Below are 15,628 nucleotides of genomic sequence, written 5' to 3' on the forward strand. Positions count from 1 at the left end.
TGGTGCGCGCCCGAACGCAGACGAAGGCTTCCGGTTTCGCCAGTCTTGCACGATGACCATTTCTTTCGAAGATTTTGCTCTCGTCGACATTCGTGTCGGCACGATCATTCACGCCGAGATGAACGCCAGCGCGCGCAAGCCGGCGATCAAGGTGACGATCGATTTCGGCCCCGAGATCGGCAGTAAGCGCAGCTCGGCGCAAATCACCAGACACTACGCACCTGAGTTCCTGATCGGTCGACAGGTCGCGGCGGTGGTGAATTTCCCCCCTCGTCAGATCGGCAAGGTACTATCGGAGGTGCTCGTACTGGGATTCCCGGACGCCGAAGGCGAGGTGGTTCTGATCGGGCCGGACCGAGCTGTTCCCGATGGCGGGCGTCTATACTGAAGCGTGCCGTCGCGCGGACATCAAACTGGCAGGCGGACCCTTACTCGCAGCCCGCCATAAGGCGAATCGTCAAGGGTCACTTCACCGCCATGGCCACGGACGACATCACGGGCGATCGTCAGGCCGAGACCAACGCCACCGGTTGCTTGGTTGCGCGAAGCTTCCAGGCGAAGAAATGGCTTGAACACCTCCTCGCGCTGATCAGGCGGGATGCCGGTGCCGTCGTCATCGACCATCACCTCGATCATATTGCCGAGCCGCTGCGCGCGTACCGAGACATAGGCCGCGAAGCGCAGTGCGTTATCGACAAGATTCGTGAACGAACGTGCGATTGCGCTCGAACGCAGCGGCAAAAAAAGATCCCCTTCCACCACCAAAGCCACGTTGCGGCCGTTCCGCCGCGCCTGGCGAACGACATCGCTGAGCAGCTCGCCGAGATCGAGGAGTTGAGGCTTCTCGGTCCCTTCACCACGGGCAAAGGCAAGATATCCGTCGAGCATGCGTTCCATCTCGTGGACATCTTCCTTCAGGGCGGTGATGTCGTCGTTCTCGCCCAGCAACTCAAGTTCGAGCTTCATCCGGGTCAGCGGCGTGCGCAGGTCGTGCGAGACGCCGGCGAGCATAGTCGTTCGCTGGGTGATCTGCCGCTGGATACGGTTCTTCATCGCCAGGAAAGCGCGCGCCGCCTGTTTGACCTCGCGTGCTCCTTCCGGTTTGAATCCGTCGACGTCCCGGCCTTTACCGAACGCATCGGCAGCCCGCGCCAGCCGGCGAACCGGCCGCACCTGGTTACGCATGAACATCGTCGCCACGCCCAGCAGGATGAGCGTCATTCCAACCGTCCATAAAACGAAGGCGTAGGTCGTCCAGCTGAACACCCGCGAGCGCGGCACTTGGAGGCGAAGGACCCCGTCGGCAAGTTGCACGAGGACGACGACCTCCTCTTTTTTCATCCCTTCCTCGACCCGGACCGGTTTGGTGATTTCCTTGCGGATCAAGGCACGGCGCAACTCACCTTCAAGTGACGTCTCGTGCATCGGCGCGTTAGGAAGGATCGCGTTTGGTATGATTTGCGCCTTGATCTCCATTTGCCGCGCCGCGTGAGCAAACAACCAATCCCGGCTCGCCGGATCCGGCATGCCGCTCAATGCATCCACGAGAACCGCAATGTCCCCGGCAAGACCGAGGGACAACCGCTTGCTGACCTGATCCCAGTGACTTTCATAGAAGACATAGGCGGACAGCACTTGCGTCAGGATGAGCGGCGTGACGACGATGAGCAGCGCCCGGCCAAGAAGGCTTCGTGGAAGCAATGTTTTCAGCATCGACACAGCGCGATTCAGTCGGGCTTGAGGACATAACCCCGTCCACGCACCGTCTGCAGGTAATGCGGATCGCGCGGATTACGCTCGATTTTGCGACGCAGCCGTGTGACCTGCACGTCGACGGCGCGATCCCCGCCCGTGGCACCGGTCAGATCGATCAATTCTTCACGGCTCAAGGAAACGCCAGGACGGCGCGCCAGCGCAGCCAAAAGAGCCGTTTCCACGGATGTCAGCCTCACCGGCTGGTCGCGACAACGCAGTTCGCTGCGCTCAAGATCGAAAACGAGCTCGCCCATGCGGACCTCCACGGGAACGGGGTCGATCTGCGGCACTCGACGCAAGATGTTGCCGATCCGCAGGACCAGTTCGCGTGGCTCGAACGGTTTGACCATGTAGTCGTCGGCGCCGCGTTCGAGTCCGGCGATCCGATCCTCCGGTTCGCCCATCGCTGTCAGCATCAAGATCGGCACGCCGGACCTCCGCCTGAGGTCACTGGCGAGAACGAGCCCGCTTTCCCCCGGCATCATCACGTCGAGAACGATGAGGTCAAACGCAAAGCTCGACAGCTTGCTCCGGGCATCGACCGCGTCCTCGGCGGTGGCGACAAGAAATCCGTGTTCAGAAAGATAGCGGGCGAGCAGCTTTCGCAGTCGCGCATCGTCATCAACAACCAGAATGTGTGGCGATTCAAGCGTCATTCCGGCGACGATAGCAGAAAACGCCGCACACGCGGACTCTCCCCTGTATGCGCGGCGAAACGGCAGCGAGAGCGCACAAGGTGCGCGCCGGTCAGTCAGTCTTTGCTGAAGCGCTGCCGATCGTGCGCGTTGATCATCGCCAGCAGCATGGCGCGGAATCCCTGCGCCGCCCCTTCTCCCACGCAGTCACGCGCGCTTGCGATGCGTGCGACCTGCCGTTCGGTTAGCGTCTGCTCCAGAAGTTGTGCTTCGGGCGTAAGGTAAAGACGCCGTCGCCGCCGATCTCCCGGGTCCAAACGCTGAACGATAAATCCTCCGCTCATCATCTGGCTGAGAACGCGAGCCAAACTCTGCTTGGTGATCTGCAAGATGGACAGCAAATCGCCCACGGTTATTCCGGGACGCCGGCCAACGAAATAGATTACCCGGTGATGGGCGCGGCCAAATCCATACCGGCCGAGAAGTACGTCGGCGTCGCGGGTGAAATCGCGGTAGGCAAAGAACAACAACTCTACCGCCTCACGCAGGGTCCGATCGCCCGCCCCTGACGCACACACTCCCTCGGCTGCCGAGCCTGGTGACACCGAAGCATCCCGATCCTGGGCCGAGGGCATTGCACCTTCCAAGGCTACCTCGCGTGGCTGTTCTACCACTGGGGCGTCCCTCCGTCGTCGGAACGGCGATAGATACGTCAGTGTTGTTGACATATATGCCGCGCAATGTTACCCATTGCAACACGCAATCGCAAAAAATCGCAAGATTATTTCATTTGGCGCAACTATCCGGGGAAGATTCGAACCATGGGCGCTCAACCGTATCACGATCGAGACGGCTTCATCTGGCTTGATGGCGCACTGGTGCCTTGGCGAGAGGCAAAACTGCACGTGCTAAGCCATGGCCTGCACTACGCTTCGGCCGTGTTTGAAGGTGAGCGTGCATACCAAGGCACGATCTTCAAGATGACAGAACATTCGCAGCGTCTCGAGACCTCGGCACAGACACTTGGCTTCCGCCTTCCTTGCTCGGTCGAGGATATCGATCGCGCCTGCGAGGAGGTGATGAAGGCGAACAATATCGTCGACGGCTACATCCGGCCGATCGCCTGGCGCGGCAGCGAGATGATGGGCGTCTCGGCGCAGAACTCGCGAATCCACCTTGCGATCGCCGCCTGGGACTGGGGCTCTTATTTCAGCGAGGAAGCGCGGATGAAAGGCATCCGCATGCGCACATCGCCCTGGCATCGTCCCGATCCCAAATGTGCCCCGGTGCACGCCAAGGCCACGGGCCTTTACATGATTTGCACGCTGTCGAAGCACCAGGCAGAGGCCGAAGGCTGGCATGACGCGCTCATGCTCGATTGGCGAGGACAAATCGCCGAAGCCACCGGCGCTAATATTTTCCTGGTCATGCCTGATGGCCGGCTCCACACGCCAACCCCCGACTGCTTCCTCGACGGCATAACCCGGCGGACCGTGATCGCTCTGGCTCAGGCACGCGGGATCGACGTGATCGAACGAGCGATCTTCCCGGACGAATTGGCAAACGCGCGCGAGGTCTTCCTCACCGGCACGGCCGCCGAAGTCACGCCTGTGGGCCAGATCGACCAGCACCACTTCACTCCGGCGGAAATCACTCGCACCTTGATCGTCGACTACGAACGGGCAACAGGTCAACGCCAGCCTGCGGCAGCCACCGCCGCCTAGGTGTTTGCCCCGGAAGACGCGGAGCACCATCGTTCATTGAACGTCACGAACACTCCGGGGCCGCACCGCTCTTGGTTGGGAAATGGGGTGCGTGAGAGAGACTTTGCGCTTATCTGCCTTTGCGCGGAAACCGAGAAATATTTATTGCGTCGACACGCTGCATAACGCAATAAACCTTGCTGATCGCGGATTGCGAGCGAAAACATACAAATAGCCTTGATCAAAGGTTGCTTTCGCATCACCAAGCCCATACAACAGTTCTGGACTTACCATGGACGAAGGGCACTGACAGGGCGTCCACCGCCGCTGGCGTCACCTCGAGATGGGTCATAGCGCGCCGACCGCGCGGCTGCTGCCGGTGGTTGCGCCCCCATTGTTCCGGGATCGCCAGGTAACCGGGATCGGGAGTTGGCTTTTTCGCTTTTACGCGTCCAAAAGCCGACGTCCTCCGAGGGCCCTTGTACTCCTCGCAAGGAGGATGCGACCCAGTGATTGCGACGCCTGGGAACGGCCGACCCTTCTCGCTGCCGCCAGCACGGCACGTTTCGACCATGGCTGGCGCAGCGGCTGACCTGCGACATTTCCCAACAAACCTTCTCGCGGCCACGCCGACGATACACACGATTTCCGCATGTTTCTGTGGTTACGCATGAGGGAGTGTCTGCAACACACGCGTAAATCAAACAATTCGGCCAGTCGACAAAACAGGGGAAAGGGACAGCCATGAAACGATTGACGAGCCCCGCGTTTGGTGAATCCTCTGGATTCGGATTTACTCAATCCCCAAGAAAGCCATGTTTACTAGTTTTTGAGAATGTTCAACCCGTATCGTCCCAGGAATTGTTCCGTCGTCGCGGTTACGATATTGTCTTTGCTCGAAGCGAAGATGAAGTGATTGAAATGATCGATTTGAGCAAACCGGACTTTCTCTTGTGCGATTGGCTACAGCTTAGCCGTCTGAGCGCAATCATTCACGCGCGCAGCCTCGGCGGATCGGGGTTGCCTCAGTGCCCCCTGATAATGATTGGCCCAGAGGACCCGGGCGCAGCGGATGCCTCCGAGTGCGCGGCCGCACAGGCCCCCCTGCCGACGACGGAGGGACATCCCGTTGGTTGGTTATCCTCGCTAAATGTCCTCTCCGACGCGGCATCGCTCGCGTCCGATGTGCGACTGATCGACGGAGATGTCGATCTGAACGCGACGGCTCACCTCGTCCGCCGATCGGGCAGGCCCATCCACCTCGGTCCCACCGAATTCCGCCTCCTTTGGACACTGGTCGAACGCCGCAACCGCGCGATGAGCCGTGAGGAACTCCTCGATCACGTCTGGGGAACAAGCGCGCAGGTTTCTCCCCGCACCGTCGACGTGCATATTCTGCGGCTGCGCAAGGCGCTCACCCGCGGCGGCGAAAGTGACGTCATCCGCACCATCCGAGGCGTCGGCTATGCCTATTTCGGCGAGACGGCGAGCGCTCCGCGTGCAGCCGGTGATTTGAAGGACGAGACGTGACTGCCCATTGATCCCGTCAAATGGCGAGAAGCCCAGCTACGCCAGCGGGCCGTGTGGTTATAGTCCGCTGGACACCGCGCGAGCGGACTAAAGCAAAGCGGCGCAGCGATATGGGTACAGCCGCCCCCGTCAAACGACGAGTTGTCGGAGGTCGCGGATAACCGCTGTTCCGGCGGGGAACGGGCTCGCCTTGCCATCCGCCACCCGCCCGACAAACCGCACACCGGTTTCGCGCGCCGCTCGCCAGTCTGCCACAGCGTCACCGACGAACAGAACGCTCCGCCGGTCACGGTCCAATCGGTGACGAGAAAGAATCCCTTCTACTGTCACCGCCTTTTCCGGAGGCGATCCCCATACCTCGGTAAAGAAGCTCGCGAGACCACGCCGCATGACGATACGACCGAGTTCCTCGTGCGGCGTACCGGAGACGACGAACAGGAGGCGCAGCGTCGCCTGGGATTCGATCACGCCACGCGCTCCGGGCACCCACAGGCAATCGACGACCTCGCCCTCGACGAGCGAGGAAAAGCGGCGGCACAATGCCTCGAGTTCCTCGTCGCCGACCTCCCGCCCAAGCAAGGTGCGATGGCAATAGCGAATTTTCTTCCGGCGCGATACGCCGCCGTTCTGTTCATGATGGGCGACAACAGCATCGGCAACGTCCCGTCCGTATTCCGCGTAAAGCGCTGCGAAAGCGCGCGACTTGATATGTTCCGATTCGACAATCACGCCATCGAAATCGAAAATGATCGCGCGACAGGGCGGACGTCGCGTTCTCATTGTGGCGCCCCCGGATCAAGCGGCAAAGGTTCGCCCTTCTCCCATCGCTCGGCCGCGGCATCATCCTCCGCGCGTGCGCCGACCCATCGAGACCCGGCCGGACCAGCCTCCGATTTCCAAAAGGGTGCGCGCGTTTTCAACCAGTCGACGAGAAACCTGCAGGCATCAAACGCCGCATCGCGATGCGCTGACGCGACGGCGACAAGAACAATCTCATCGCCCGGCTGCAGTCGCCCGTAGCGGTGAATGACTAGAACATCCTGCAACGGCCACTGTCCCCGTGCGGCACTTTCGATGCGCGCAAGCTCCTTCTCCGCCATGCCGGGATAGTACTCAAGCGTCATCGCCGCGACCGCAACTCCCGCGTTGACGTCCCGTACCCGTCCAACGAACAGGCATGTCGCACCCGCCGCGGTCGCATCGGCAAATGCCGCCAGTTCGCCACTGACATCAATGCCTTCGGACTGAACACGAATGGCCACGATCACCCACCGGTCACAGGAGGGAAGAAGGCCACCTCATCGTCCGGCGCCACCGGATGATCGAACGGGACGTATTCCTGATTGACGGCGACGCGGATGACGCCAAGATTGGCAAGTGCTTGGGCTGACCCGCCGCCGCGCGACCGTAGCCAGGATACGAGGCCGGCGACATCGACAACCGTCGCAGGCAACGCGACGTCTTCGGCCGCACAACCAGCCTGTTCGCGCACCCAGGCGAAATAAAGAATTCGCATCAATTCCCCTATCCGCGCCGTCGGTCCCGACGCCTCGCGCAGGCAATTTTCTAGCCTTATCTCAGGCTGGAAGCAAAAAGCGTTCGTCCGCTTGACGTTAACGACCCTCGCGCACCTGCTCGACGTGATCGAGCGCGGTGGAACTGGCCGGACGATTTTCACCGACCGCACTTTCCGCGCCCATATGAGTGAGGCCAGCGCGCAGATAATCATAGCCAGTCACCAGCGTCAGCGCCGCTGCCGCCCACAAGCCGTAGATCCCGACGTCTTGAGGGGTTACTGGACCAAATCGAGGGCCGGCGTCACCAACGACAAGAAAGCCGATCGCGACCATCTGTATGGACGTTTTCCATTTGGCGAGGCGGGAGACCGGTACGCGCACTTGCACCTGGGCGAGAAACTCCCGCAAACCGGAGACCAGAATTTCCCGGCAAAGGATCACGCCAGCGGGAAGGATCGAGGCGCCGATAAGGCGGTCGGCTCCCACCAAAACCAATAATACGGACGCGACCAGCAGCTTGTCGGCGATCGGATCGAGCATTCGCCCAAAGTTCGACTGCTGCTGCCAAGTTCGCGCCAGATATCCATCGAGAAAATCGGTCAGGCAAGCGTAGGCCCACACGGCGAGCGCCAGCCAACTTCCCAGCGTCGTGCCAACGAACAGCAGCAGACACACCACCGGCGTCGCAAGAATACGCGAGATGGTCAGGGCGTTCGGGAGGTTGGCTTCCATCGGCCGTTCGATTCTGCAGTGCACAAGATCGCATTCTAGCGCTCAGGATGAAACCAATCATAGATCTTCTTGGCAATCGCGTGGCTGATTCCCGGAGCCGCCTCGAGATCGGCCAGCCCAGCCTGCTCGACCGCGCGCGCAGATCCGAAGTGATGAAGCAAGCCTTTTTTGCGAGACGGACCGATTCCAGGGATTTCATCCAGAGCCGAGACAGCGATCTTTGCCGACCGCCTAGCTCGATGGCTGCCGATGGCGAACCGGTGCGCCTCGTCACGAAGTCGCTGTAGGTAGTGCAGCACGGGGTCGCGCGCGTCCGGCTGCAACGGCGGCCGATCGGCAAGAAAGATCCGCTCCCGCCCGGCGTTCCGATCCGGCCCCTTGGCGATCCCGGCAACAGTGATCTCATGCGCGCCGAGATCGCTGAGGATTTGACGGGCGACGCCGAGTTGGCCGGCGCCCCCGTCGACAAGCACGAGGTCCGGCCACTGGCCTTGGCTCCGCTCCGCATCTTCGTTCTGTGCCCGGGCGAATCTCCGTGTAAGGACCTCGCGCATCATCGCGTAATCATCTCCCTTAGCCGCGCCAGCGAGATTGCGGATGCGAAACTTGCGATACGCGCCCTTGATCAGCCCGTCGGGACCGGCGACGATCATCGCGCCCATCGCCTCGCTGCCACCGACATGGCTGTTATCGTAGACCTCAATGCGCTCCGGGACCGTCTCGAGATCGAGCAGACGCGCGAGCCCCTCCAAGTGCCGGCGCTGCGACGCGCTCTCCCCAATGCGCCGCGCGAGGGCTTCCTGCGCGTTATCGAGCGCGTGGCGTACGAGGTTGTGCTTGCTCCCCCGCTGCGGGACGGCCATCGCGACCCGGCGCTCGGCGCGCAAGCTCAGCGCCTCCTGCACCAGGTCCTGGTTGGGAAGGACATGACTGAGCAACACCAGCGGCGGTGGCGTCCTTTGATCATAGAATTGGCCGACGAACGCCTCGAGCACAACCTCCGGCAATTCACCCGCAGCATGATCCGGGTAATAGGCGCGATTACCGTAGTTGCAGCCGCCACGGAAGAAAAACACCTGCACGCAGAACGATGCGCCCGACTGAGCGACGACAATGACATCCGCGTCGCCCACGCCTTCCAGGTTGATGTCCTGATGCGACTGTACGGCGGTCAGCGCGCGAATGCGATCCCGGTACTTCGCTGCCTCCTCAAAGTCGAGGCTCTCACTCGCCTTTTCCATCCGCCGCGCCAAATCCTCTTGGACACGTTGACTGTTCCCTTTGAGAAAGGCGCGCGCCTCATCAACCATGCCAGCGTATGCTTCGGCACTGACGCGTCCGACGCAGGGCGCGGAACAGCGTTTGATCTGGTAGAGCAGGCACGGCCGCGTCCGCGCGGCAAACACGGCATCACTGCACGTGCGCAACAGAAACGCGCGCTGCAGCGCCGTCAAAGTCCTGTTGACCGCCCACGTCGAGGCAAACGGGCCAAAATATTCGCCCTTTCGCGATTGCGCGCCGCGATGTTTGAGTACGCGCGCAAACGTCTGATCGCCGGTCACGAGAATGCTGGAGAACGACTTGTCATCGCGCAGAAGAATGTTGTAGCGCGGCTGCAGCCGCTTGATCAGGTTGGATTCAAGCAGCAGCGCTTCGGCCTCGGTATGCGTGGTAACGAATTCCATCGAAGCCGTCTCGGCGATCATCCGCTGAAGGCGAGGACCCAGCCGGCCGGGTGAGGCATAAGTCGCGACGCGCTTTTTCAACGAGCGCGCCTTGCCGACGTAGAGCACGCCTCCATCGTCGGCCATCATGCGATACACTCCGGGAGATGATGGCAGACGCTGCAGACAGGCGTCGATGACCGCCGCGCCACGCAACGTCGGCACATCCGGATTGTTCAGACTGCCATCGGTCGTCGAGAATCCCATCTCGGTTAATTTGTCCAGGCAGAACCCGCCGTCAACGCTCCTCTAAGATCGATCACCACCATTGACATGCCCCAATCAGCGTTATCCTGTGGATAACGTTGTTGATAGTCATCGACGGAAGACGCGTTTAGCGGGGGAAAATCTGCCTTGTCGGTTGCCATGCAACATTAGGAATATGTTCAATACATTGATATAATTATGTTTTGTTGAAATTCGCACTGCAATTTCGACTGGCGCGAACCGTTTCGCCCCAGTTGGGGCACAACCAAGCGCGGTCAAACCCAAGATGTGCACAACTTCAAGAGCGTTTTCGACGCGAGCCGGAGAACATCGGCCGCGCACAGGGTGTTCCGGCCAGAGTCAGCCGGCGAAACGCTCGATTTCGACGCCGACGCTGGCGGCATCCGGTAGAATGTCGAGCTTTTCGACCCGGACCCGAACCGAGCGAACACGCTCGTCGGTAAGGCAAAGGGCCGCAATCTCCTCTGCCAGGGTCTCCAGCAACTTGATGTGGCGCGCGCTTGTTGCTTCACGCACAGCGATGGCGATCTGCTCATAGCAAACGACGTTGGCGAGGTCATCTTGCAGGTCGCGACCTTCGCGCACGGCAAGGTCGAGATTGATACGCACGCGCTGCAATTGCACTTCTTCATGGCGATGCACGCCGATCCTGCACATGAGGACAAGATCGCGAATGAAGACGTGCCGAATGGCGTTGCGTGCATCGGCGATGCGCAATGGCTCAACCGCCTGCATCCGATCGACGGTCATTGAGACTCTCTCCTCGAGGGGCGAAGGGGTGACGCGTCGCTCACCCGTCGCTTCATTCGTCGCCGATCCGTTCGCTTGAACGGCTCCAGGCGAGATGCTGGCCAGCGTCGACCGCGATCATCTGGCCCGTTATCGCCGGAGCGTCAAGCAGGAAGCGCACCGCAGCGAAGATTTCCTCGGGGCTAACCGGACGCATCAGCGGCGTCGTCGACCATTGGCGGGCAAATTGCTCGTCGTTCTGCCGGGAACTCGGCAACGTCGGCCCCGGTCCGACCGCATTGACGCGGACCCGTGGTGCCAGCGCCAGCGCAAGCGACTGAGTAAGCGTCCACAGACCCGCCTTGCTGAGCGTATAGGAGACGAAATGTGGGGTGAGATTCCAGACTCTCTGATCGAGAATATTAACGACGAACCCGCTTTTTGTCGCCGGGAGCTGACGCGCAAGCTCCTGAATTAACACAAATGGCGCGCGAAGGTTGATTTGCATGTGCCGCTGCCAGCTCTCATGCGTTGCGGTCAATGCCTCGTCGCGCTCGAAGATCGATGCGTTGTTGATCAGGCAGGTCACTGGACCAAGGGCGCGCGCGGCCTGTTCGATCAGCGCCGTCGTCTGGTCTTCGCTTTCGAGGTCGGCCGCAATGGCCACGGCCTTCCCGCCCGCGGCGATGATCTCACCGACCAGGGCGTTCGCCTGCTGCGTCGAGCGCGCGTGATGGACCGCCACCGCCCACCCCGCACCGGCGAGGCCGCGGGCGATCGCCGCACCGATGCGTCGCGCCGCACCGGTGACGAGAGCGACCGGACGCATTTCCGCCGTCATTTGATCGAGGTCACGGACTCGCCCGGATGCCTCGATGGCACAGGCACCGCAAGGTGCGCGAACTCGACGAGCAGGCTGGAATAGAGCGAGCGCTTAAATGGCACGGCAAGACCAGGAAGGGTCTCGATCGAGGTCCACCGCCAAGCATCGAATTCGGGATGATCATCGGCGGCAAGATCGATGTCGGCATCAACACCGTTGAAGCGCAGCGCGAACCATCGCTGCTTTTGTCCACGGAACTTGCCGCCCCACACCTTGCCGATGAGGTCATCGGGAAGATCATAACAATACCAGTGTCGCGATTTGGCGATCACCTGTGCCTTGTCCGTGCCAATTTCTTCCTTGAGTTCACGCAGGACGGCCTCGCGCGGCTTCTCGCGCGGATCGACGCCACCTTGCGGCAACTGCCAATTAGCGCCCGGTGTATCGATTCGCCGGGCAACGAAGACAAGACCGGCGGCATTGAACAGCACGGCGCCGACGCCCCGGCGGTAGGGGAGAGGTTTTGGCTTCGTCAGGTTCATCGTCAGCGTCAATGTCCACTCGTCTTTTCGGCAATCGCAGAGACCGGCGCCAGGACATACCGGTTTGCATCGAGACCGGCAATCCAAGCGTTCAGCCGCTCGATCACCTTTGGCTCGGGCGGCGCGATGGCGACGCCGACGAAATGTTGTTGGGCAAACCCCGCAAGCGCCGCGAATTGCCGGTCGATCGCCGGTGCATCGGACGCCCCGTCGATGACGACGTTGACTGGAATGACCGTAACGTTGCCGGCATGGGGGGCGCGGAACAGCGGCGCGGCGGAACCGTTCGTCGCATCCACCAGCAGCAGGCCACGCCGACGCAACGATGCAGCCGCAAGCGTCAATGAGTCAATATCCTCGCCAAAGGCGGAACCGCCGGTAGCGAGGACGCCAACATAGCCCACCAGCCGCCCGAGGATGCCCTCCATCTGCTGCAAATTGGCCTCGCCGGTTGCCGCGACGAGAAGGGCTCGTGGCCCCTGGTCCTCGAATGGAAACTGTGCCAGTTCCAGAGGGACCGTCGCCAGGACCTCGTGTCCGGCCTCGCGAGCGCGGCGGGCCCAGTCTTGCGGACTTTGCGCATAGGCGTCGACGGCAATGACAACAACCCCCGGCAACCGTTCAAGGATGGCTCGGCTCGAAGCCTCATTGAGTCCAAATCCCGTAACGATCACGACCAGACGCAGGCGATCATCGCGCGTATTGAATGGCCGGGCGTAAACCTGCCTCGCTGTCCGACCGTCGGCCGCGATCTTTGGCAACAGGCCCGCTCGGGTGGTCTGCACGAGGGCCGGATCGGGAGCTGCCGGCAGCGGTGGGTCGAGTGCCGCGGCGGGGATGTGTGCGAACGCCGAAGGGCTGTAGGGCGTAACCACGATGCCGCCGTCGGCCTCGACAACAGGCAGCGGCGCCTCGGGAACGACAGTCTGCTTCTCCGAGGACGGCTCACGCGGTATGTCTGTGAGCGGCACCTCCGGTGATCGCGCAATCTCGATTTCGACTGTTGCCGCGTGCTCCGAGCGACCGGGCTCGTTCAGCAGCAGGACGGCACCCCCAACCAAAACGAGGAAGCCGACCACACCGGCGGCAACGCCCCAGATCAAGTGTCGGTGCGAGGCGACCGACGACGCGAGGGATCTTTGGTGCTTATCCTTCGCCTCCTCCCCCCGGGGATCGCCGAGTCCATTTTCCGCAGGCCCAGGGCCGGGCTCCTCTACGGGCGTGGACTCGGCGCCATCATCGGCCATCGGCGTTCACCCATGCGGATCAGTGAGCATTCTCATCCGTCCGCTTGGAGAACAACGCCAGACCGCGCACGAGATCGATCGCGCGCAGGAGCTGGTAGTCGCTCGCGCTCGTATCGGCACCCGGATTGGCGGACTCACCGCCGGCGCCGTCAGGCGCGCTATCGGGTTTCGTATCGAGCGCGCCGCGCAGGTCGGCTTCACGGCGCGGAGATGGGTCCTTGACGGTTTCGATCTTTGCTCGCGCGACGACAATATCGGGCTCGATGCCGACCGCCTGGATCGAGCGTCCGGACGGGGTGTAATAGCGCGCGGTGGTCAGACGCATCGCCCCATGACCAGAGAGCGGAATGATCGTCTGAACCGAGCCTTTGCCGAACGACCGGGTCCCGAGAAGAATGGCCCGCCGATGGTCCTGCAGCGCGCCGGCGACAATCTCCGACGCCGACGCCGAGCCGCCGTTGATCAGCACGACCAAGGGCAATCCCTCGGCCAAATCGCCAGGTTTGGCGTTAAATCGCTGCCCGTCCTCGGGTTTGCGCGAACGGGTCGAGACGATCTCGCCTTGATCGAGAAAATCGTCCGCGACCGCAACCGCCTGGGTCAGCAAGCCGCCCGGATTGTTGCGAAGGTCAAGGACGATGCCCTGCAGTTCCCCGCCCGCCTGCTTTTTCAGATTGTCGATCTCTTCTTGCAGCCCGACGTCAGTCTGCTCGCTGAAGGAACTGATGCGGATGTAGCCAACCTTGCCGTCCAGTCGCGAGCGCACCGACTTGATCTTGATCACCGCCCGGGTCAGGGTAACGTCGAAGGGCTCGCGCTCGGCTCGACGGATCGTAAGCTTGATGGTGCTGCCGGCCGGCCCCCGCATTTTGTCCACGGCCTCCGGCAGGGTCATGCCCAAAACCTGCTCGCCGTCGATATGCGTAATCAGATCGCCGGGTTCGAGCCCCGCCTGGAACGCCGGCGTATCGTCGATCGGCGAGACAACCTTGATCAGGCCGCCCTCCATCGTCACCTCGATGCCAAGGCCACCGAAAGCGCCCTGCGTCTGCACCTTCATTTCGTCGAATCGCTTGGCGTTGAGATAGCCAGAATGGGGATCGAGTGACGACAGCATGCCGTTGATCGCTGCTTCAATCAGCTCTTCGTCCGTCGTCGGCTCGACGTAATCAGAGCGAACCCGTTCGAAGACATCCCCAAACAGATTGAGCAATTCGTACGTTTCGGTCTTCGACGTCGGTGCATCGTCGGCTGCGGCCCACGACCACGCAATGACGCCGGCCACCGTTGCAGCCACGAGAACCCTTCTGGATGTCATCTGTTTTCCTTCGCCTCGGCGATCCGTTCAGCGGCGATGCGACGATGTTCCGGGCGATCCGTACTGCGTCGGGAAAGAAGATGTCGGCACGATCAAGCGGATCGGCGGCACGACCGAAAGACTCCTCGTCTCTTTCCGATCGATCGACGGATCGCCGCGCTACGCTTCGGGCGCTGCGTGCGGATGATAGCCTTCGGCGCGCAGAATGATCAAGGCCGGCACGCGCCACCTCTGCGCGTGACCAACCCGCGGCGCGTGCCCCACCGTCTGCAAGAAGAGCAATAAAGGGGCGCAGCAGCGCGCCCCTTCGAGGGCGTCAGACTTTCGCCGAAGCCTGGGCCGCGACCGCCGCCGCCGCCGCCTTGATCGCTTCCTCGTCACCAAGATAACGATCGCTCAGCACATTGAGATCGTTATCGAGCTCATAGACCCGCGGAATACCCGTCGGAATGTTCAGCTCAAGAATGTCTTCGTTCGAGATCTTGTTCAGATGCTTGACCAGCGCGCGAAGGCTGTTGCCGTGCGCGGCAATGAGAACCGTCTGACCGGCCTTCACGTGCGGTACGATGGTGTTCGCCCAGAACGGCATCACGCGATCAAGCGTAATCGCCAGAGATTCAGTGGCCGGCAGCACGACAGGATCGAGGTGCGCATAACGGCGCTCAAAGCGAGGGTGCATCGCGTCGTCGTTGTCGAGCGGCGGCGGAGGAACGTCGTAGCTGCGGCGCCAGATCTTTACTTGCGCCTCGCCGTACTTCTTTGCCGTCTCCGCCTTGTTCAGTCCTTGAAGCGAACCGTAGTGGCGTTCGTTAAGCTGCCAGGCCCGGACCACCGGCACCCACATCTGGTCCATCGCATCAAGGGCGATCGCCTGCGTGCGGATCGCCCGCTTCAGCACGGAGGTAAAGCAGATATCGACCTCGAAACCCTCGGCCTTCATCTGTTCGCCGCCGCGGCGCGCCTCTTCGCGGCCCTTTTCACTCAGGTCGACGTCGACCCAGCCGGTGAAGCGGTTCGCCAGGTTCCACTCACTCTCTCCGTGGCGAAGCAATATTAAGGTCGCCGTCATGCCCGTGTTCCCCTCCTTGCCGTTGTCCCGGGGCGGATGCGCACCCGAGCCTGGGAATTCCTCGCGAGTTCTCCGT

General features: G+C 61.7%; 17 protein-coding genes. 3 read left to right on the forward strand and 14 right to left on the reverse strand.

Annotated elements, in window-relative coordinates:
• The first annotated feature begins 52 nt into the window (after window positions 1-52).
• Window positions 53-388 carry a tRNA-binding protein gene (locus IPK66_00240; protein MBK8173765.1) on the forward strand — a complete coding sequence of 112 codons (336 nt, stop codon included), beginning with the start codon at window positions 53-55 and terminating at the stop codon, window positions 386-388.
• A 20-nt stretch (window positions 389-408) separates the two neighbouring features.
• Here IPK66_00240 and IPK66_00245 read toward each other — a convergent pair whose 3' ends face one another.
• The 3 genes from IPK66_00245 to IPK66_00255 form a co-directional block, all read right to left on the reverse strand.
• Window positions 409-1,713 (reverse strand): HAMP domain-containing protein, encoded by a 1,305-nt coding sequence (locus IPK66_00245; protein ID MBK8173766.1) that lies wholly within the window; start codon window positions 1,711-1,713, stop codon window positions 409-411.
• A gap of 14 nt (window positions 1,714-1,727) precedes the next feature.
• On the reverse strand, window positions 1,728-2,411 hold the full coding sequence (locus IPK66_00250) for a response regulator transcription factor (GenBank protein ID MBK8173767.1): 684 nt from the start codon (window positions 2,409-2,411) through the stop codon (window positions 1,728-1,730).
• A 95-nt stretch (window positions 2,412-2,506) separates the two neighbouring features.
• Window positions 2,507-3,025 carry a MarR family transcriptional regulator gene (locus IPK66_00255; protein MBK8173768.1) on the reverse strand — a complete coding sequence of 173 codons (519 nt, stop codon included), beginning with the start codon at window positions 3,023-3,025 and terminating at the stop codon, window positions 2,507-2,509.
• Between the two features lie 186 nt (window positions 3,026-3,211).
• On the opposite strand from IPK66_00255, the gene IPK66_00260 reads away from it, so the two are divergent.
• Window positions 3,212-4,114 (forward strand): branched-chain amino acid aminotransferase, encoded by a 903-nt coding sequence (locus IPK66_00260; GenBank protein MBK8173769.1) that lies wholly within the window; start codon window positions 3,212-3,214, stop codon window positions 4,112-4,114.
• A 900-nt stretch (window positions 4,115-5,014) separates the two neighbouring features.
• Window positions 5,015-5,623, forward strand: coding sequence for a winged helix-turn-helix domain-containing protein (locus tag IPK66_00265; GenBank protein MBK8173770.1), 609 nt, complete (start codon window positions 5,015-5,017; stop codon window positions 5,621-5,623).
• 129 nt (window positions 5,624-5,752) lie between these two features.
• On the opposite strand, the gene IPK66_00270 is transcribed toward IPK66_00265, so the two are convergent.
• From IPK66_00270 to gpmA, 11 genes are all read right to left on the reverse strand, one after another.
• The gene (locus IPK66_00270) at window positions 5,753-6,403 is read right to left on the reverse strand and encodes an HAD family hydrolase (protein ID MBK8173771.1); all 651 of its coding nucleotides are present in this window, start codon (window positions 6,401-6,403) and stop codon (window positions 5,753-5,755) included.
• On the reverse strand, window positions 6,400-6,885 hold the full coding sequence (locus IPK66_00275) for a molybdenum cofactor biosynthesis protein MoaE (GenBank protein MBK8173772.1): 486 nt from the start codon (window positions 6,883-6,885) through the stop codon (window positions 6,400-6,402). Before IPK66_00275 ends, IPK66_00270 begins: the two co-directional genes overlap by 4 nt.
• Before the next feature lie 2 nt (window positions 6,886-6,887).
• Window positions 6,888-7,139, reverse strand: coding sequence for a molybdopterin converting factor subunit 1 (gene moaD / locus IPK66_00280; GenBank protein MBK8173773.1), 252 nt, complete (start codon window positions 7,137-7,139; stop codon window positions 6,888-6,890).
• A gap of 97 nt (window positions 7,140-7,236) precedes the next feature.
• On the reverse strand, window positions 7,237-7,872 hold the full coding sequence (gene pgsA / locus IPK66_00285; protein MBK8173774.1) for a CDP-diacylglycerol--glycerol-3-phosphate 3-phosphatidyltransferase: 636 nt from the start codon (window positions 7,870-7,872) through the stop codon (window positions 7,237-7,239).
• Between the two features lie 35 nt (window positions 7,873-7,907).
• On the reverse strand, window positions 7,908-9,803 hold the full coding sequence (gene uvrC, locus IPK66_00290) for an excinuclease ABC subunit UvrC (GenBank protein ID MBK8173775.1): 1,896 nt from the start codon (window positions 9,801-9,803) through the stop codon (window positions 7,908-7,910).
• 360 nt (window positions 9,804-10,163) lie between these two features.
• Complete coding sequence (locus IPK66_00295; GenBank protein MBK8173776.1) at window positions 10,164-10,559, reverse strand: dihydroneopterin aldolase; 396 nt, start codon at window positions 10,557-10,559, stop codon at window positions 10,164-10,166.
• A gap of 67 nt (window positions 10,560-10,626) precedes the next feature.
• Window positions 10,627-11,394: an SDR family oxidoreductase gene (locus tag IPK66_00300; protein ID MBK8173777.1), complete on the reverse strand. Its 768-nt coding sequence runs from the start codon at window positions 11,392-11,394 to the stop codon at window positions 10,627-10,629.
• Window positions 11,391-11,918 carry an RNA pyrophosphohydrolase gene (locus tag IPK66_00305; protein ID MBK8173778.1) on the reverse strand — a complete coding sequence of 176 codons (528 nt, stop codon included), beginning with the start codon at window positions 11,916-11,918 and terminating at the stop codon, window positions 11,391-11,393. The genes IPK66_00300 and IPK66_00305 overlap by 4 nt, the downstream gene beginning before the upstream one ends.
• Before the next feature lie 8 nt (window positions 11,919-11,926).
• Entirely contained in the window at window positions 11,927-13,165 is a 1,239-nt protein-coding gene (locus IPK66_00310; protein ID MBK8173779.1) for a divergent polysaccharide deacetylase family protein, read from the reverse strand.
• A gap of 19 nt (window positions 13,166-13,184) precedes the next feature.
• Window positions 13,185-14,483, reverse strand: a complete 1,299-nt coding sequence (locus tag IPK66_00315) for a S41 family peptidase (protein ID MBK8173780.1) — start codon at window positions 14,481-14,483, stop codon at window positions 13,185-13,187.
• 316 nt (window positions 14,484-14,799) lie between these two features.
• Window positions 14,800-15,552, reverse strand: a complete 753-nt coding sequence (gene gpmA, locus IPK66_00320; GenBank protein ID MBK8173781.1) for a 2,3-diphosphoglycerate-dependent phosphoglycerate mutase — start codon at window positions 15,550-15,552, stop codon at window positions 14,800-14,802.
• Window positions 15,553-15,628: the final 76 nt, after the last annotated feature.

The sequence above is a fragment of the Rhodospirillales bacterium genome (assembly GCA_016712595.1).
In the GTDB taxonomy this organism is placed as follows: Bacteria; Pseudomonadota; Alphaproteobacteria; order Rhodospirillales; family Defluviicoccaceae; genus Defluviicoccus.